The organism is Metabacillus hrfriensis (assembly GCF_030127205.1).
GTDB lineage: Bacteria > Bacillota > Bacilli > Bacillales > Bacillaceae > Bacillus_P > Bacillus_P dongyingensis.
Genome location: NZ_CP126116.1, coordinates 3649552 through 3668018 on the forward strand (window position 1 = coordinate 3649552; position 18467 = coordinate 3668018).

General features: G+C 39.3%; 22 protein-coding genes. 4 read left to right on the plus strand and 18 right to left on the minus strand.

Going from position 1 to position 18467, the window contains the following annotated elements; translation table 11 throughout:
- Positions 1 to 3: 3 nt before the first annotated feature.
- The 4 genes from lepA to gpr all read right to left on the minus strand — a co-directional run bounded on the left by lepA (position 4) and on the right by gpr (position 4976).
- The gene (lepA, locus tag QLQ22_RS18145) at positions 4 to 1830 is read right to left on the minus strand and encodes a translation elongation factor 4 (RefSeq protein ID WP_223436815.1); all 1827 of its coding nucleotides are present in this window, start codon (positions 1828 to 1830) and stop codon (positions 4 to 6) included.
- A 394-nt stretch (positions 1831 to 2224) separates the two neighbouring features.
- Positions 2225 to 2566 (minus strand): YqxA family protein, encoded by a 342-nt coding sequence (locus QLQ22_RS18150; RefSeq protein WP_223436817.1) that lies wholly within the window; start codon positions 2564 to 2566, stop codon positions 2225 to 2227.
- Positions 2567 to 2591: 25 nt separating this feature from the next.
- Positions 2592 to 3791 carry a stage II sporulation protein P gene (gene spoIIP, locus QLQ22_RS18155; protein WP_223436819.1) on the minus strand — a complete coding sequence of 400 codons (1200 nt, stop codon included), beginning with the start codon at positions 3789 to 3791 and terminating at the stop codon, positions 2592 to 2594.
- Between the two features lie 66 nt (positions 3792 to 3857).
- The gene (gene gpr / locus QLQ22_RS18160) at positions 3858 to 4976 is read right to left on the minus strand and encodes a GPR endopeptidase (RefSeq protein WP_223436820.1); all 1119 of its coding nucleotides are present in this window, start codon (positions 4974 to 4976) and stop codon (positions 3858 to 3860) included.
- Positions 4977 to 5185: 209 nt separating this feature from the next.
- Here gpr and rpsT point away from each other — a divergent pair, with 209 nt between their 5' ends.
- The gene (gene rpsT / locus QLQ22_RS18165; protein ID WP_070874389.1) at positions 5186 to 5452 is read left to right on the plus strand and encodes a 30S ribosomal protein S20; all 267 of its coding nucleotides are present in this window, start codon (positions 5186 to 5188) and stop codon (positions 5450 to 5452) included.
- Between the two features lie 43 nt (positions 5453 to 5495).
- Here the strand turns inward: rpsT and holA are convergent, their stop codons facing one another.
- Positions 5496 to 6512, minus strand: coding sequence for a DNA polymerase III subunit delta (gene holA / locus QLQ22_RS18170; RefSeq protein ID WP_252207212.1), 1017 nt, complete (start codon positions 6510 to 6512; stop codon positions 5496 to 5498).
- Positions 6513 to 6812: 300 nt separating this feature from the next.
- On the opposite strand from holA, the gene QLQ22_RS18175 reads away from it, so the two are divergent.
- Positions 6813 to 6947 (plus strand): YqzM family protein, encoded by a 135-nt coding sequence (locus QLQ22_RS18175; protein ID WP_223436824.1) that lies wholly within the window; start codon positions 6813 to 6815, stop codon positions 6945 to 6947.
- Between the two features lie 115 nt (positions 6948 to 7062).
- On the opposite strand, the gene QLQ22_RS18180 is transcribed toward QLQ22_RS18175, so the two are convergent.
- From QLQ22_RS18180 to QLQ22_RS18190, 3 genes are all read right to left on the minus strand, one after another.
- A complete protein-coding gene (locus QLQ22_RS18180; RefSeq protein WP_284015292.1) occupies positions 7063 to 9396 on the minus strand; it encodes a DNA internalization-related competence protein ComEC/Rec2 in 2334 nt (777 codons plus the stop codon).
- A gap of 7 nt (positions 9397 to 9403) precedes the next feature.
- A complete protein-coding gene (locus QLQ22_RS18185; RefSeq protein ID WP_223436827.1) occupies positions 9404 to 9952 on the minus strand; it encodes a ComE operon protein 2 in 549 nt (182 codons plus the stop codon).
- A gap of 71 nt (positions 9953 to 10023) precedes the next feature.
- Complete coding sequence (locus tag QLQ22_RS18190) at positions 10024 to 10653, minus strand: helix-hairpin-helix domain-containing protein (protein ID WP_284015293.1); 630 nt, start codon at positions 10651 to 10653, stop codon at positions 10024 to 10026.
- A gap of 84 nt (positions 10654 to 10737) precedes the next feature.
- Between QLQ22_RS18190 and comER the strand changes: the two genes are divergently transcribed.
- Complete coding sequence (comER, locus tag QLQ22_RS18195; protein ID WP_223436830.1) at positions 10738 to 11562, plus strand: late competence protein ComER; 825 nt, start codon at positions 10738 to 10740, stop codon at positions 11560 to 11562.
- 219 nt (positions 11563 to 11781) lie between these two features.
- On the opposite strand, the gene QLQ22_RS18200 is transcribed toward comER, so the two are convergent.
- From QLQ22_RS18200 to QLQ22_RS18245, 10 genes are all read right to left on the minus strand, one after another.
- Positions 11782 to 12006, minus strand: a complete 225-nt coding sequence (locus QLQ22_RS18200; RefSeq protein ID WP_223436832.1) for a helix-turn-helix domain-containing protein — start codon at positions 12004 to 12006, stop codon at positions 11782 to 11784.
- A gap of 10 nt (positions 12007 to 12016) precedes the next feature.
- Positions 12017 to 12499 (minus strand): DUF2975 domain-containing protein, encoded by a 483-nt coding sequence (locus QLQ22_RS18205; RefSeq protein WP_284015294.1) that lies wholly within the window; start codon positions 12497 to 12499, stop codon positions 12017 to 12019.
- Between the two features lie 401 nt (positions 12500 to 12900).
- Positions 12901 to 13644 carry a class I SAM-dependent DNA methyltransferase gene (locus QLQ22_RS18210; protein ID WP_223436836.1) on the minus strand — a complete coding sequence of 248 codons (744 nt, stop codon included), beginning with the start codon at positions 13642 to 13644 and terminating at the stop codon, positions 12901 to 12903.
- A complete protein-coding gene (gene rsfS, locus QLQ22_RS18215) occupies positions 13641 to 13997 on the minus strand; it encodes a ribosome silencing factor (RefSeq protein ID WP_223436837.1) in 357 nt (118 codons plus the stop codon). Before rsfS ends, QLQ22_RS18210 begins: the two co-directional genes overlap by 4 nt.
- Positions 13994 to 14572 (minus strand): bis(5'-nucleosyl)-tetraphosphatase (symmetrical) YqeK, encoded by a 579-nt coding sequence (yqeK, locus tag QLQ22_RS18220; protein ID WP_223436839.1) that lies wholly within the window; start codon positions 14570 to 14572, stop codon positions 13994 to 13996. Before yqeK ends, rsfS begins: the two co-directional genes overlap by 4 nt.
- Positions 14562 to 15131, minus strand: a complete 570-nt coding sequence (locus tag QLQ22_RS18225; protein ID WP_223436841.1) for a nicotinate-nucleotide adenylyltransferase — start codon at positions 15129 to 15131, stop codon at positions 14562 to 14564. The genes yqeK and QLQ22_RS18225 overlap by 11 nt, the downstream gene beginning before the upstream one ends.
- A gap of 17 nt (positions 15132 to 15148) precedes the next feature.
- Complete coding sequence (gene yhbY, locus QLQ22_RS18230) at positions 15149 to 15442, minus strand: ribosome assembly RNA-binding protein YhbY (RefSeq protein WP_223436843.1); 294 nt, start codon at positions 15440 to 15442, stop codon at positions 15149 to 15151.
- Entirely contained in the window at positions 15436 to 16278 is an 843-nt protein-coding gene (gene aroE / locus QLQ22_RS18235; RefSeq protein WP_284015295.1) for a shikimate dehydrogenase, read from the minus strand. Before aroE ends, yhbY begins: the two co-directional genes overlap by 7 nt.
- A 14-nt stretch (positions 16279 to 16292) precedes the next feature.
- Positions 16293 to 17396: a ribosome biogenesis GTPase YqeH gene (gene yqeH, locus QLQ22_RS18240; RefSeq protein ID WP_423246268.1), complete on the minus strand. Its 1104-nt coding sequence runs from the start codon at positions 17394 to 17396 to the stop codon at positions 16293 to 16295.
- A gap of 7 nt (positions 17397 to 17403) precedes the next feature.
- Entirely contained in the window at positions 17404 to 17922 is a 519-nt protein-coding gene (locus tag QLQ22_RS18245; RefSeq protein WP_223443571.1) for a YqeG family HAD IIIA-type phosphatase, read from the minus strand.
- A gap of 386 nt (positions 17923 to 18308) precedes the next feature.
- Between QLQ22_RS18245 and sda the strand changes: the two genes are divergently transcribed.
- Positions 18309 to 18449, plus strand: a complete 141-nt coding sequence (gene sda / locus QLQ22_RS18250; RefSeq protein WP_223436849.1) for a sporulation histidine kinase inhibitor Sda — start codon at positions 18309 to 18311, stop codon at positions 18447 to 18449.
- Positions 18450 to 18467: the final 18 nt, after the last annotated feature.

An 18467-nucleotide genomic window follows, 5' to 3' on the forward strand; every position in this document is an offset into this window, starting at 1 on the left:
GAATTAATTGTCATCCATTTTCAGAACAGCCATGAAGGCTTCCTGAGGAACTTCTACAGAACCAACTGTTTTCATTCGTTTCTTTCCTTCTTTTTGTTTCTCAAGAAGTTTGCGTTTACGGGAAATATCTCCTCCGTAGCATTTGGCAAGAACGTTTTTGCGCATAGCTTTGATCGTAGATCGAGCAACAACTTTTTGGCCGATTGCAGCCTGAATAGGAACCTCAAATTGCTGGCGGGGAATCAATTCTTTTAACTTCTCTACAATGATTTTACCGCGGTCATAGGCTGAATCTCTGTGAACAATAAATGACAAGGCATCAATTTTCTCATTGTTGAGCAGGATATCCATTTTCACAAGCTGGGATGTTTTATATCCAATCAGCTCATAATCAAATGATGCATACCCTTTTGTGTTTGATTTTAATTGGTCAAAGAAATCATATACAATTTCAGATAATGGAAGTTCATAAACGATGCTTACTCTGTTTTCATCCAAATATTGCATGTCGATAAAGTTGCCTCGTTTATTTTGGCAAAGCTCCATCACTGCACCTACATAATCGTTTGGTACCATAACCGTGGCTTTCACGTATGGCTCTTCAATCCGGTCAATCTTTTGCGGATCAGGAAGATTTGATGGATTATCAATGCGGACTTCGCTTCCATCTGTCAAAAAGACATTGTAAATAACACTTGGGGCCGTTGTAATTAAATCGATTTTAAATTCACGTTCAATCCGTTCCTGGATAATTTCCATGTGCAGGAGACCAAGGAATCCGCAGCGGAAGCCAAAACCAAGAGCCTGAGACGTTTCCGGTTCATATTGAAGCGCAGAATCATTCAGCTCCAATCTTTCTAATGCCTCGCGAAGATCGTTGTATCTTGCAGTATCAATTGGATATAGACCGCAATACACCATTGGGTTTAATTTACGGTAGCCTGGAAGCGCCTCTGTTGCACCATTTTTCGCATCCGTAATCGTGTCCCCGACTCTTGTATCGCCGACATTTTTAATGGCAGCTGTTAAAAATCCAACATCACCTACATTTAATTCATCAAGCAAAAGAGCTTTAGGTGTAAAAACACCCACCTCTGTTACTTCAAATTCCTTGCCGGTTGCCATCATCTTGATTTTCTGTCCGACTTTAACTGAGCCCTCTACCACTCGAATATATGCTACTACACCGCGGTATGCGTCATATAAGGAGTCGAAGATAAGCGCTTTAAGCGGCGCATCAGGATCACCTTGAGGAGCAGGCACCTTTTCAACAACCTGTTCCAAAATTTCTTCAATTCCGATGCCAGCTTTAGCAGAAGCGAGAACAGCTTCTGAAGCATCAAGACCGATTACATCTTCAATTTCCTGGCGAACACGTTCAGGATCAGCACTTGGAAGGTCGATTTTGTTGATAATTGGCAGTATTTCCAGATCATTATCAAGAGCCAAATAAACATTCGCAAGGGTTTGCGCCTCAATTCCCTGAGCAGCATCAACTACCAATACAGCCCCTTCACATGCAGCCAGACTGCGGGAAACCTCGTATGTAAAATCGACATGTCCCGGTGTATCAATCAAATGGAAAATATATTCTTCTCCATCTTTTGCTTTATATCTTAATTGAACGGCATTTAATTTAATTGTTATTCCGCGTTCTCTCTCAAGATCCATTGAGTCAAGAAGCTGATTTTTCATTTCCCTTTGAGTCAACGCGGACGTTTTTTCAAGGATCCGATCCGCAAGCGTTGATTTGCCGTGGTCAATATGGGCAATAATCGAGAAATTTCGTATTTTGGATTGTCTATTTAATTTATCTTCTTTATTCTTCATAATCGTTCTATCACTCCTACTAAACTGGCCAATGCACTAAATTTAATTATATCAATAGGGGAAGTAACATTCAACAGGGAAAAGCGGAACCGCCCGTTTAGCTCAGGCATGACAGATAAGGATCCGACAGAAAAGGCGCTTTTTGCCTTTACTGGCGGAGCCGTTCTGGCCGAGCGAGTTGGGCGGTGGAGCTGGACAATGAGAAAAACGGAACCGACTGTTCAGACTCGGGCAGACAGATAAGAATTCACCCGAAAAATCCTAGTTTGACTATCCTGAGGAAATTTGTTCTGGCATGAGGGGCCAGGAGTTATTTAACCGAAGCAGGTTTATCCGCTAAACAAATATGGGAAGCCCTAAAACGGACTTCCCTTAAGTATATTCAATGGATCCATTATTGAAACAGGCTTTCAACCAAACCCGCTAAAAATGTGATAAAGCCAGTTATGACTGCATTTGCAAGAGCAGCAAATTTTTTGCCCAGCTGGGAAAAGAAATTGAATGCTTCCATTTCTTCAAGTTTTTCCTGTTTTTCTTCGAGATTATGGCTGACGCCTAATACGGAAGCTTCCAATTCTCCTGATGAATCATTTTTCACTTCAAAAGCGCTGCTCAAATTCGGGTCTTCATACCCCTTCATTTTTACAAGACCTTGATTGGCCTGCTGCATTCCAAACAGAACACCAAGCAGCAATATTGAGCTTAGGACAAAGCACTTTAGCATGAATTTCATCATCATACTTCCCTCTAATCTATTTACCTTATTTTTTTTCAGCAGCTGAATCTGCATTCGCTTTTTCAGCCTGCCAGTAATATTCGCTGAAAATATCCGCTACTGCGTCTGCTGTTCGATTCAATTCATCAAGGTTATTATCAATTCCGCCGAATTCAATTAACATGGCGTTTTGAGTCAGGTCCTGATTATACAGGCTGTTTGATCCTGGTGAATCCTTAAGAAAAACTCCTCTGCTGAGTCCTGGGTATTTCGCTTCTATTCTATTATGAAGCTCTGATGCCAGCTGTTTGTTTTTGTCATGCAGCGGATTCTTTCCTCCGATGACAAATGCCACCTTGGCATATTTTTTCCCGTTAATATCAGCTGTTGTAACTTTATACCGCTGAGAATCACGGTGGATATCGATTACATACTCCAGCTCTTTATTCCCTGCCATCGCCGTTTCGACCGTCGGCCTGGACATAGAGTAGGCTTTTGTAAAAGACCAGCCTTTTTCATTCAGCTTCTTCATGAAATTGGTTTTATCAACGTTTGTTCCTATTCCCTGATCTTCAAGCGATTTTCCGAGCCTGTCTCCAACGAGAGTTACATTTGCTTCAGAATGATAAGCACTGTTTGCATTTTTCACATCTTTTAACATAGGCAAATAGGATTCTGTTGTATGTGTATGGTAAATATAAACAACTTTGCGTTCGCCTGTTGTCGCTATTGGCGGTGTTTTGGACTGATCGGGCTGATCGTCTGCCCCTTTTAAGTCAGCGATTGATGCTTCCCGCTCCTCTAACAGCACCTCTGTCGGCGGCGGTGATTCAATAGGCATCGTTGTATAATCCGTACCTTCTCCTGCAACTACGATTTCGCTGTCAAACAGGGTGAATCCGGGGAGTTCCCTTCCAAGGAGACTCCGCGGATCCTCTGGATTAATGCTTGTAGCCGCTTTAAAAAATAACGAAGAAAAACTTGGAGGTTTAGCCTCTTTAGGCAAATCCTGAACAAAATAGCGATTTTCAAAACCAAGCAGATGAATAAAAGAATCACCTGTAATATTATTTGTTAATTCATTAATTGATTTAGATGTGATCCTATATTCAGGTTTTAGGGAAGTAAGCGCGCCTGAAAGCAAAAATACGAGCATAAACCCGATAAAGCTGAGTGCAAATCCTTTTTTCAAGCTTGTCCCATTCAGAGTCACTATTATTCCGCGATTATTCCGAGAATGCTTCATCTTCTTTCCTCCTTCAAAGCTTGCCTGCTTAACTATATGCAGGAGCCGGAGAAAGTAGACTATATTTTAATGGGTATATGACCTCGCGTTGCTGCTGTCCACCTGCTGATGAAGTGCCTCATTCAGTCCATTTGCAACTACAGTTGCCATGTCTTCAATAAATGTATCCACTTCTTTTGGAGTCACCATTAAATTATGTCCAAGCGGAGATAGAACTTCATGAATCAGTCTTCTTTTTTCTTCATCTTCAAGAGTTCCAATAATCCCAAGGAACTGCTGTCTATGTTCATCAGAAGGAAGATCTTCATCAGAAAGCACCCTCTTTTCTCCAAATGACATCCCGGCGGGAGTGAGCGACTTAGAAGGGCGGTCTCCTTCCTTCATCTCTCTTCCGAAGTGCTTTAAGATAAAGTCAATCGTATCACTTGTGATTGATACCGCATCTACAACCGTCGGAATACCAAGCGCAATAACAGGTATGCCCAAAGTGTCCATGCTCAACTCTTTCCGTTTGTTTCCAACGCCAGATCCGGGATGAATGCCGGTGTCTGAAATTTGAATAGTTGTATTTACACGCTCTATCGATCTTGCAGCCAGCGCATCAATGGCAATGACAAAATCCGGTTTGCTTTTTTCAATAATGCCGGTAATAATATCACTTGTTTCAATCCCGGTAATTCCCATTACTCCAGGTGAAATAGCGCTTACCGGCCTGAAGCCTTCCTGCACATTTTCAGGCTGAAGCTGAAATAAATGACGTGTAACAAGAAGGTTTTCGACAACACGGGGACCAAGCGAATCTGGTGTTACATTCCAGTTGCCGAGTCCCACAACTAAACAGCTTGCATCCTTTGGAATCTTCAGACCATCCATAAAACTGCTGAATTCTTTTGCAAATATGTCGACAACCTGATTTTGCAATGCTGTATCTTTTTGGCGAATCCCCTGCACTTCAAGTGTCAAGTAATTTCCCGGCTTCTTTCCCGTAAGCTCTGCACCCTTTTCTGTAATTTGAAGAGATGTTATTTTAACTCCATTATCGTCCCGCTCTTTGACAATAACGCCTTCAATCTCGGGTGATTTCTTTTCGGGCTCAGATGTTTTAGATTCAGATGCCATATCACGTGCTTCAATGGCCAAATCTGTTCTGACTGAATACATACTCAAATCTAAAGGTTCTTTCACTATCATAACCTCCTGGCTGCATAGTCTTTCTTATTCTGTATTTTTGCCTTAATTTGCAGGTTTCATTCTTGACAGATATAAGCCGTGATAATTTCCTTTACAATTATATTGCAATCTATATGTCCGTTTGATAAAATATCACTTGTTCTTATTATTGATGAAAATGTCGAGTATAATAGATCTCGAATGCTTTTTAGGAGGTGAAACGAATGCCAAACATCAAATCTGCAATCAAACGCACAAAAACTAACGCTGAGCGCAATGCACACAATGTTACAATCAAATCTGCAATGCGTACTGCTATTAAAAGAGTAGAAGCTCTAGTTGTTAACAATGATGCTGACAATGCAAAAGCTGCACTAGCTGTAGCTTCTAAAAGAATTGACAAAGCTGCTCAAAGTGGTCTAATCCACAAAAACGCTGCTGCTCGTTACAAATCTCGTTTAACGAAATCTGTAAACGGTCTTTCAGCATAATAAAAAAATCCTCTTCCCGAGAAGAGGATTTTTTTTATGGACTTTATTTGAATAAGCGGAGTAAAAATAATTCAACAGCAAGTCTTTTGTCCATTTTTCCGGTTTTCATTTCATAGTCTGCCTCACCAAGCTGATTCATGATCGATGTCAGTTCTGAGGTTTGAAAAAGCTGCGCCTGCTGCATGGCTAGTTTCACACGGAATGGGTGCACCTTGAGGTTTCCCGCAATTTGCTGCTGTCCATATCCCAGAACAGACAGTTCTTTCACTTGAAGAATCAGTCTGAATTGATTAATCAGCAAAGATAATATTTTTATCGGTTCCTCGTTTGCTTTCAGCAAATCATAAAAAATCTGCATGGCACGAGTTCTGTCTTTGCGGATAACCTTCTCAATCAATTCAAAAATATTCTGCTCAAGTGTTCTTGAAACAAGTGCAGAAACAATGTCCTCCCTTATTATTCCGCCTTCACCCGTATATGTACTCAACTTTTTCATTTCTTGTGAGATGGCCATTAAGTTTCCGGCTGTCAGCATATAAAGCTGATCTCTTGCTGAATTTTCAAGTGCAATGGCATTTGCATCTGCCAGTTCATTCATCCATTTCTTTGTTTCATGCTCAGAAAATCCATTCATCTCTACAGCTTCTGTCATTTTTTTGACAGCTTTTGTAATTTTTTTTCGTTCATCAAGCTTTTCAAATGGGGCCACAATAACCAAAATGGTATATGGAGCAGGACTTTTTAAATATTCCTCTAATTTATCAATGCGGTGTTCTATTTTTTCTTTCTTCTTTTCACTCGTTAAAAATTGAGGATTCTTAAGAATAACCACTCTTTTTTCACCTAGAAAAGGAAGTGTTTCTGCATCCTCAATGGCGGACTCCAATGGGACCTCTGACAGGTCATACTGCGCAAGATTAAAATCAATCTCTGAAGGATCCAGTGCAGCTTCAATAATAAGCTGAACGGTTTCCTGAATAAGGTAAGATTCCTTTCCAAGAAGCAGGTATGCCGGCTTCAGCTGTTTATTTTTTATATCTTTCCAGACGTTTGATATCATTTTATCACCCAGTTTCAATCATTCTTTTCTAATCGTATCGGTACCCTGCCTGTTTAGCAAGTGCGGATTATATAAATGGGCAAAATGAATAGGGAACAGGCTCAGCCGGTTCCCATATATATAAACGCCACCGCATATGCCCCAGGATACATGTGCAGGTAAGCGATCAATATGTTGTATATATTTTTCTCACTCTGATCGGTTAATATATGTGTAAAGTGTTGTCAAAACCTGATTGGAAAATGATAGATTTTTTAAATGATTTGGCTTATACTATAAGGCATATAGGAGGGGTAAATTGTGAATGAATTTGAAAAGAATGTTCAAAGCAAACGCAACGATGCAGTAGACTCAGGAGTAGGATTTGTCGTTTCTTTTGGCTTTTTTGCCACTATTTTCGTATTAGCGACAGTTATTAAGTTAATCGGTTCATGACAACCCTTACATAGAGACTGCAGAGCAGTCTCTTTTTCATTGTCTAGCTCTAGCACCTGACTTCTCTTTCAGAACGGATCTGCCTCACATAGCTGCCGTTTTTTTATTGCAAAAATCATTTATCTGATACGCTATCGTATGGAGGCTGAACGGAAAACGTTCCACTATCTCCATTAAATTTAAAAGTAATCGAACCATGATCCTTCGTTTGAAGAATTTCCATCCCGTATTTCTGAAGCAGCCCGATCACTTCATTATGAGGATGATTATACCGGTTGTTCTCCCCTGCTGAAATCAAAGCAATCCTAGGCTGAAGCTGCTTTAAAAACAAATCTGAAGTAGACCCCTTGCTTCCATGATGTCCAATCTTTAATACATCGGTTTTTAATCCTTTATATTTTTCTAAAATACGCTTTTCTCCTTCGTGCTCAAGATCACCCGTAAACAGCCACTTTAAGCCCCCAATCTTAGCAAATATAACGAGTGAATCGTTATTTTCACTCTCTGACAAATTGATTGGAGATAAGATGTTCAATTTGAAAAATGAGTCAGATACAGCGTCCCCGCTTTTCAATACGGATACCTCCGTTCCTGTACTTTTCGCTTTATCAATGATTTTCTGCTCAAAATCTCCTCTTAAAAAACCTAATGGCACAATCAACTCTATGACACGAATTTCATCAAGAAGTTTGGTAACCTCTCCCGCATGATCTGCATCTCCATGAGTCAAAATCAATTTATCAAGTGTTCTTTTGCCTTTTGATTTCAGGAAAGGAATAAGGGTATCTTCAGAAATCGAATATGGATTGCTTTTTTCTTTCCATTTTTCCTGATTAAATGAGAGGATTCCGCCCGTATCAATTAAATATGTCCCCTGATTATGCGGTGCTGAGAGATAAATGGAATCACCCTGACCGACATCAAGCATCACGATCTCGCCTGTCCTTACGAAATACTCCGATTCGTGCTGATAAAAAAGGAGAAGAACAATGAATAAAACGAATAGCCGCATTTCTTTCAATCGATTTGACTTCTCGTAAACGATAAAAGCCAGGCATAGGAAAACGATGAAAAGAAAAAGAAACGGAAAAGATGGCTTGCCAAACAGAAGCATGAAGGAAGGCAAGCTGTTGATAAACAGAACTATGTTATTGCTTATTTTCAGCAAAAAATCCGTTACGGCGATGAGGAATGAGCCTAATGGAGAAAAAATATGCATCCCAAACACTGAGGCCAGTGATAAAGGGAGAATGACGACAGAGTAAAACGGCACAAATAGAATATTCATTGGCAGGCTTAAAAGGGAAATTTGATAAAAACTGTACAAAATAATTGGAAGGGATGCGAACAGGGCTACTGAAGAAACTGCCAGCAGCTGATAAAAGCGGATTGTGATTTTTGATAAAGTCTTTGCTGACAGGATAAGAGCAATACTTACAGAAAAGGACAATTGAAATCCAACATTAAATAAATAATATGGATCAGCAGCTAGCAGAACAAGAAACGCAACAGAAATAACATCAATCGTGGAAAGCTGCAGCCTCATTTGTTTTGATGCAAGATAAAGCATGCTCATCCCTGCAGCCCTGAGAACAGAGGGCGCTCCTCCAGCGATTATGCAGTAAACCGGCAGCGACAGGATTAAAAGAAGTTTCGTTTTTTCATGCGTCATTCCTGTTCTGATCAAGATATAGTAGAGCCCGGAAACTAAAATTCCGACATGGAGACCGGAGATTGCAAGCAAATGGACGATGCCCAGCTCCTGATATGCCTTGTTTATATCCTCGGAAATTTGAGAACGTTCCCCGTACAAAAGAGCTTGTACAATCCCTTTGGATTCCTCCGGAAAAACATCAGAAATAAATTGAATTCCATCTTGTCTGTATTCTTTCAATTTTTCTAATAATGTTTTTTCTGGATTCCTGCATAGATGAATAGAATCGGCAGTCAGCACCCAATGGATTCGATTGTATTTTAGATAATCTGAATAATCAAAAGCATTCGGGTTCGTTGCATGTTTAGGGGGCTTTAATTCCCCCTTAAATGTACAGGATGTACTGATTTCCAATAGCTTGAACCTGTTTTTCTCTTCCTCTGATCTGAAATAGTATACGGCAATTATCCTTTCTTTGTTTACATTTATAACCCCTTTCAATTGATTCCCGTCTATTTCCGGAAATTCAGCGAATTTGCCTTGAACGGTAATTCTGCCCTCAGCGAATCCTGAAACATTGCCTTTTTCTACTGCGGAAAAATGAAGAATGAAGAGAGTGAAAATGGCCATACAGCCAATCAGCAAAGTCATTTTTTTGCGTAAAAGAAGATGTGCATAAAAGAGAAGAATAATGAAGAGGGAAATCGGGTGGAATGGAAATTTTGCAGCAGCAACGGCTAAACCGGCTGCTGCCGCAAAATAGATGAGCTTTCCTTGATAGCTTATTTTAGTCATGCCGAAATTATACGTTGCTTTTGAACAGCTTTTTTGCTTTTTCTAAAAGCGTATTCCGGTCAGCGTCATCATTTAATTTTCCAAGCAATTCATCAATAAATTTTCTCTGTTCAGAAGCTAAAGGGTCCGAATTCGCCTCAACCTGCTCTACATGAACACCTGCATGTTCAAACAGCTCGGCTGCATACGGGTGATTTTTGTAGCTTTCAGCAAAATAGACCTTTTTGATGCCGCTTTGAATAAGGGCTTTGCAGCATTGCAGACAAGGAAAATGTGTCACATATATTTCTGCTCCTTCGGTCGGCACGCCAAATTTAGCACATTGCAGTAAAGCATTCATTTCTGCATGAATGGTTCTCACACAGTGATTATCGATGACATAGCATCCCTCATCAATGCAATGGACACCTCCTGCAATCGAACCGTTATATCCTCCGGCAATAATGCGCTTGTCCCTGACGATTGTTGCTCCTACTGCAAGGCGTGTACATGTGCTTCTTAGGGCAAGCAGATGACTTTGCGCCATAAAATACTGATTCCAGGAAATTCTGTTCATGTTATCCCCCATTTATAGTAGTAGCTATTGCTCTTCCTTTAGTGTATCGATAGAAGGAAAAGCCCGTCAATTCATTTTACAGTAATACTGTCTTTTAATTTTTCGAATGATTTTTCTCCTATTCCTGTAACGTTCTTGAGATCCTCAATCGTTTTAAATCCCCCCGCTTCTTCCCGGTAAGAAAGAATGGCTTCCGCCTTTGCCGGGCCAATTCCTGTAAGCGTTTGGAGCTCTTCTGCTGTTGCTTTATTAAGATTGACCTTCTGTTCTCCCGCGTCAACTCCAGCTGCTGCAGGCAGCAGAACGTTATCTTCTGCTGTCTCTCCGCGTTTTGGGATATAGACAACCATTCCGTCTTCAAGCATCGCTGCAAGATTGATTTGGACGGCATCCGCAGCTTTCGTTAAGCCGCCAGCTTTTTCAATAACATGATGAAACCTTTCTCCATTCTTCATTTCATATACACCAGGCTTTTGAACTTCCCCTTTTACATCAACAATGACTGTCTGCTCTTCATTGGCAGCATCTGAATCAGGCTCGTCTTCTAAAACCTGTTCTCCGGTTAATAAAGAAGCTTCATCTTCGTCCATTTGAGAGCTTTGTTCGGCAGGAATTGAGTTTTGCTGCGTTTGATACAGAAACAGCGCTGCAGCAATTCCTATTAAACCAAGCAAGTATTTATATTTTTTTAGAATTTCCATTCATTACTCCTTCATGTGATTCATATTTGTTCAACTTATTTCATAAAGTGTAGGAGAAAGTATGTTAAAGGAGGGGATGAAACATTGAACGCAGGCTTTATTGGAACAGGGAATATGGGGAAAATATTAATTGAAGCGTTTATTGAATCGAATGCACTTAAGCCCTCAGCCATTCATATTACGAATCGTACGTTTGAGAAAGCTGCAAACCTGAAAAAACAGTATCCAAGAATTAACTTATATTTAACACCTGAAGAAATCGCTCGGCAATCTGAGCTTATTTTTATATGCGTAAAGCCGCTTGACATTCACCCCCTTTTAGTTAAATTATCACCCTACTTACGAAAAGATCAGTGCATTATCTCGATAACCAGTCCCATTAATGTTGAGCAGCTTCAGTCTATTGTTAATTGTCAGGTCGCCCGTGCCATACCAAGCATTACAAACCGGGCTCTATCAGGTGTTTCTTTACTTACTTATGGAAACTGCAGTCCATCTATGCGGAGGTCAATCGAAGAATTATTTCAGGCCATTTCAAACCCTTTTACAATTGAAGATCACATAACAAGAGTTTCATCCGATATTGTCAGCTGCGGTCCGGCCTTTTTCAGCTATCTTCTCCAAAGATTTATTGATGCGGCAGTCAGAGAAACGGAAATTACAAAACATCAGGCTGTCCAATTAACGAGTGAAATGGTAATAGGGCTTGGAAAGCTTTTAGAGAGCGAACTGTATACACTTCCAACATTACAGGAGAAGGTATGTGTAAAAGGAGGAGTAACAGGCGAAGGCATCAGTGTAATGGAAGCAGAGATTGGTGAGGTGTTTGAACACTTATTTCAGAGAACCCACAGGAAATACAATGAAGACTTAAGAGAGGTAAAAGAACAATTCGAAAGGTATGAGTGATACCTAAGGAATTCTCCATTCAAATTATATTTTCCTTCCTGCCATTAAAAAACCATCGGAAAAATCTTAACGTGTTGACTTGTATAATAATATTATTTTATTCAGCACAAATCGCAGATAATACAAGAGTAAATTCACAATACAATTCACAAAAAAGAGCTTGGATATTTTACCAAGCTCTTTTTCATTTCTTGCTATCTTTTTTTTATTTAAGTAACTTTATTTCCCTTTAATATCTTCGTCACTTTTGTATTCTAAAAGATCTCCTGGCTGACATTCTAAAGCCTTACAAACTGCCTCTAAAGTTGATAACCGAATCGCTTTTGCCTTTCCATTTTTCAATATAGAAAGATTCGCCATCGTTATTCCAACCCTCTCCGATAGTTCTGTAACGCTCATTTTCCTTTTAGCCAGCATCACATCAATATTGATTATAATTGCCATGTCATTCACCTCAGACCGTTAAATCATTTTCTGATTTTATATCTATAGCATTTTTTAATAGGCTTTGAAGAACAGCAGCAAAGACTGCAATCACCATTGAAGCAAAAATAACGACCAATCCGATTAATATGATACCTGGGGCGTCGTCTATCTCCGCCATGAGATAAAAGAGCGGCATGCCTGCCACATACAAGATACTGATTGTGATTGCACAGTATTTTATATTTTTTAAAGCTCCTACAGATAATTCCGAGAAAGCTTTGTTCTTGTCAATATAGCTTAAAAGTTTAAAAGCTTGAAATAGAGCAAAGTAAAAAGGTATCGCCGTTACATACAAATAGATTAAAACGAGATATTTCATATAAGCAATATTTGGAAAAAATTCTTCAGCAAACTTCGCTATCTCAGGCACCACAAAGATGCACAAAGCAAGAATCGGAACTCCAATAAGAATAACAGCTATCTTTAAAAAGAGTGTTGACACTCGTTTCATAAAAAGCACCTCACTTATTTATTGTCTATTTGACACTAACACATATTTTATCGTTTTACAATAAAACATTATTTATTTTCATTATATTTTTATTGCTATAAATACACTTTTAATTTTAGACAATAATAAAAAGTTTTCCTCATTCCACAGAAATGCTCAATAACATAAACCTATCCAATTTAAAACTTGTTCAAAATTAAATTCACATAAACTCCAATATTTGTTACTATACGATAAATCTTGTACAAATTCATGTGTGAAAATATGCATATTTTATGAAAGAATACTTTTAACTCAACAAAAAACGCACGGTGAATTTCAATGCGAAATTCCGTGCGTTTTCCTTTGTTATTTAATGTTTGCACCTCTGAAGGTAAACCCCTAAAGAAATCCGATGGTTTTTATTTCTTTGCAGCAACAAAAAAGATTCTCTCAGATTGTTGTTCAGGAGGCTGATTTTTAAAATCTGCACTGACCTCAAGCAAAGTAAATCCAGCTTGAACAAGCATTTCTTCATATTGCTTAACAGAATAAGTTCTTTGAGTATGATATTCATCGAATCGTTCATACATTGAGCCCCTTCTTACAAAAAAGGACAAATCATGTTCAATGCTGTCCGGCGCATCTCCAATAAAGCTGTTCCATATATAGCTGACTTCATCGTTATTATCAGCAAATGTTGCTTCATTAAATATTTCATGTATTTTGTATAATGAATGCACATCAAAAACAAGAATCCCGTCTGGAGCAAGCTGATCAAATACAGCATGCAATGCAGCATGAACATCTTCTTCCGACTGAAGGTAATTAAGAGAATCACAGCATATGAAGATGCCGTCAAATAATTGTCCAAGTTCACCCGGGAATCTCATATCATGCTGAAAATAAGGAATGCTCAATCCCAATTCAGCCGTTTTCTGAAAGGCAATCGACAGCATTTCTTCACTGATATCCATACCTGTAACATGGTAACCTTTTTGTTTCAGCCTGATGGAAATTTCTCCAGTTCCGCAGCCTAAATCAAGCACATTGGTGCCGCCATTTCCGAACTTGGACATCCTTTCATGAAGAAATTCTGTCCAACGCGTATAAGGAGCCTCTTTCATCAGTTCATCATAAATCTCGGCAAACCCTTTATAAATCATTGTGAAAGGACACTCTCCAGATTTTCAGAAGGTGCATCTCCCCAAAGCTTTTCAAGCTTGTAATAGTTGCGCTCGTCTTTATGGAAGACGTGTGCAACTACATCACCCATGTCAATCAGCACCCATCGTGCTTCATCAAACCCTTCCAGACGTTTCACTTCAATGCCGTTTTTTCCCGCCTGATCCTTCATCTCTCGTGCAATTGCCTGCACTTGTTTGTCTGAATTTCCGTGACAAATTAAGAAGTAATCAGCAATTAATGAGATTCCTTCCATTTTCAGAGCTACGATATCTTCTCCTCTTTTGTCATCTGCTGCTTTTGCTACAATTTCCAACGTTTCTTTACCAGTCAATATAATGTTCCTCCTTTTTCTTCAAAAACCAAAAAATTATAAGATTGCAGAGTCTGCGGATAGATTGGCTGATTTTTTTTCAGCAAAAATAAAATCGTATTTTTCATCGACACTATCAGCGCTTTGTTTAAATCGTTCTTTGCAAGTTCTCTTACTTCATCTGCACCGGGAAAGATTCTGCCCGGTTCAATATAATCTGCTACGTATATAACTTTATCAAGCAATGTCATATTTTCTCTTCCTGATGTATGATACCTGATTGCATCCAGAATTTCTTTATCCTTAATTCCTGCTTCTTTTTCTGCAAGATAAGCACCAACAGGAGCATGCCAAAGTTCCGGACTGTGAATCAACAATTCCTTAGTCATATTCTGCTCGATAATGATTTGTTTCATCTCATCTTTACTGCGAAACTTTGCATAGTCATGAAAAATGGCAGCTGTCTCGGCTTTTTTCACATCCGCTCCATATAGCCTTGCGAGTACAATTGCCGTTTCCATTACCCCGATTGTATGCTCATATCTGTGATCTGTTAAATGTTCCTTCACTAGTGCTAATGCTTTTTCACGTTCCATATAAGTGATTCTCCTCAATATAGCCTCTCACTTCATCCGGCAGTAAATAATCTGTCGTATGTCCGTGTCTTATCCGCTCTCTAAGCATAGTAGAAGATACTTCAAAGATTGGCGCATCGACTTCAATGACTGGATATTCTGTATCTGATTCAAAGCCTGCACGTTTAACGCCAACAAATTGAACAAGTTCAATCAGCTGATCAATTTTATGCCATTTGGGCAGAAACTCTATCATGTCTGCTCCAATAATAAAATAAAACGAGCAGTCTGGATATTGGTTTTTCAGCAATATAATTGTATCGTATGTGTACGACGGGCCATTTCTCTCAAATTCAATGCTCTGCACCTTAAATCCTGGCCGCTTTTCTGTACACAACTGAAGCATGTGCAGCCTATGTATGCTGTCAGTTGTGACTTCACTGTCCTTGTGGGGCGGATTTTGGTTTGGCATAAACCAAATTTCATGAAGATGAAGAGAATGCAATACTTCACTTGCCATTAATAAGTGCCCAAAATGGGGAGGATCAAATGTACCTCCAAATATTCCGATTTTCCTCATCATCTCCACCTCTCTATTTATCTAGGCAGCTTAAGTTGTTTATTTTCTTTTGATTCTTTATATAAAACAATTGTATTGCCGATCACTTGAACAAGCTCAGCTTTTGCCCCTTTTGACAGCGCTTCTGCTACTGAATCGCGATCCTCTTCACAGTTCTGAAGAATACTGACCTTAATCAATTCTCTGACTTCAAGCACATCGGCGATCTGCTGGATCATATTTTCATTAACCCCGCCCTTGCCCACTTGGAAAATCGGGTTTAAATGATGTGCTTCTGCACGTAAAAAACGTTTCTGTTTACCAGTTAACATGTAAATCCTCCTAATTGTTCGTAAACTAATTCACTCATTCTTGCTGTATCCGGCTTTTCACCGGTCCATATTTCAAATGAAAGAGCCGCCTGATGAACAAACATCCCGACTCCATTCAATGTTTTTGCTCCGGCCTCTTCTGCTTCCTTTAAAAGGGCTGTCTTTACAGGATTATAGACGATGTCACTCACAATAGAACCTTTTTTAAGGTTTGTCACCTCAAACGGCTTCTGCGAAGTATTCGGGTGCATCCCGATCGAAGTTGTCTGAATGATGACATCAAAGTTTGAAAGTCTTTTCTCTGACTCGCTGAGCGAAAGAACACTTCCGGCACTTCCAGCAGGACACTCCTCCATAAGCTGCTCTGCTTTTGTAAGGGTTCTGTTGGCAAGATCAATGTTCCCGCAGCCTTCAGCAGCCAGAGTGAAGTAAATCGCTCTTGCCGCTCCGCCTGCGCCAATAATTAAATACCTCTGCTCGTGCAGAGGTTTGTTCATAAGAGGTTTTAAAGACTGTAAATATCCCTGACCATCTGTATTATACCCAACTAAACAGCCATCTTTATTCAGAACGGTATTAACCGCTCCGAGGAGTTCAGCACTCTTATCAAGCTTATCTAAAAATGGGATAATGGATACCTTATGCGGAATTGTCACATTAAAACCTGCTATTCCTAAAGCCTTCATTCCTGCTATCGCAGCCTGTAAATCATCTTTCTCAACATGAAAAGCATGATAGGAAGCTTTTATCTTTTTTTGCAAAAAAGCATCATTGTGTATAAGCGGTGACATGGAATGCCCGACAGGACATCCAATCAGTCCATATACTCTATTCATAAAGTCACACCCAATCAGATTAATGATGGTCTTAATGTAACATTTACACCTTTAGGGGCATACGCCGTTACTTTCTTGTTCCCTTCGTTTACCGTCACCCAGCCAAGTCCGGAGAAAACAATATCTGTTTTATCTTCCTTGATTGTAAATTCATGTGCAGTAAGTTCAGGGAATTCTTCCAGCTGCTCCATTCTTGGAGGCGTAAGCATATCGCCTGCGTGCCTTTTGTACAGATCATCTGCATTTTCCTGTTTCGTCCGATGTATATTCAGTTCGGAAGGGACATAGCATGTCAAAGAAGTTCTTCCGCCGCTTAAATAATCCAGGCGTGCAAGTCCGCCGAAGAATAAAGTCTGCATCTCATTTAATTGAAAAACCTTTGGCTTGACTTCCTTCTTGGGAGACAAAAGCTTGAGGTCGTTTTTATCCACGAAATGAGCCATTTGATGATGATTAATGATTCCAGGTGTATCATATAATGATGACCCGTCATCAAGCGGAATCTCAATTAAATCGAGAGTAGTACCTGGGAAGTGAGAGGTCGTAATAACGTCTTTTTCTCCCGATACCTCTTTAATAATCCGGTTAATAAAAGTAGATTTTCCAACATTCGTACAGCCCACTACATATACATCCTGACCTTCGCGGTATTGCTCAATCGCATCGGTTACTTCCGGAATGCCCTGTCCTCTCGCAGAACTGATCAGAAAAACATCAACAGGATTTAATCCAAATTCCTTCGCTTCACGCTTCATCCAGCTGATTAATTTTTGCTTCTTAACGGATTTTGGCAAGATATCCGCTTTATTTCCAACAAGCAAAATTGGATTTCCTCCAACGAAACGCTGAAGACCATTCAGCCAGCTTCCGTTGAAATCAAAAATATCCACGATTTTCACGACAAGAGCATTTGTATCTCCTATACCGTGCAGAATCTTCAGGAAATCTTCATCAGTTAATGAAACATCTTGTATTTCATTGTAATTTTTCAGACGAAAGCATCTTTGGCAAATAATAACTTCCTTTTGCAGGGCACTCTCAGGCGCATATCCAAGCTCGTCTTGATTTCCCGTTTGAATCTTTACACCGCAGCCAATGCAAACAAATTGTTCTTCTATCACTAGTTTAATCCTCCCATTGAATTAAGCCTTTTCTTTTAAGAGCAGCTAAAATTCTGCGTTCAATTTTACGGTTAAACCTTGTTACAAGACCATCCGTAGAAGCAACTGGCACAACTAAAATGGTATGAAAACCATTGCGGTTTCCTCCGAGAACGTCTGTTAAAAGCTGGTCACCAATGACAACCACATCTTTTTTTTCCAAATTCATATTCTTCACAGCTCGTCTGAATGCTTTGCCCATAGGCTTTCTCGCTTTATATATAAATGGAATGTTTAGCGGGTCTGAAAATGATTTCACCCGTTTTTCTACATTATTAGAGACAATGGTTACAGCGATTCCATGATCTTTCACATCTTTAAACCATTCAATCAGCTTTGGTGTAGCGCTAGGACGGTCCCACTCCACAAGGGTATTATCCAAGTCTGTAATAATCCCTTTCACTCCGCGCTCTTTTAGAGCAGTTGGCGATATTTCAAAGATATTTTTTACATATTCACCGGGCAGGAATAGTTTTAACATTATATAAACACCTCATCGAACATTTTTTGGCCAAATTACATCATATCTGATTTTACACGTTCTTTCAAAAGAAACTTGACATCCGAGGAAATCAATTGGTAGTATTCAATAAATTTTTCGACAAAATTTGTAAAAAATCAACACCTGTGGATAAGATTATGCACATTATACACTCATATAAAATCCTCTACTTAAGAAATTATAAACAAGATATTAACAGCTTATCCACCATCTTCTGTGGATAAGAGAACGATTGTTCTATTTTTTAATTCGTGTTAGATTTAATTTACTAGCAGAAAATAACATATTAGTATATGCATGGTGTTGATATATAGAACCCTTACCTTATCCATAATTGGAGGTGCAAGCCGGAAATTCGGCGAAAAGTGATGCGTAAACTATCTGATGAACTATTGATTGAATCGTATTTTAAAGCAACAGAGATGAATTTAAGCGAAGATTTTATTGAATTGATTAAAATTGAAATTAAACGCCGCTCTCTGACTCACGTTTTAAAAGCGTCCAGCTAGCTTTTAAAGCGTGAAGTC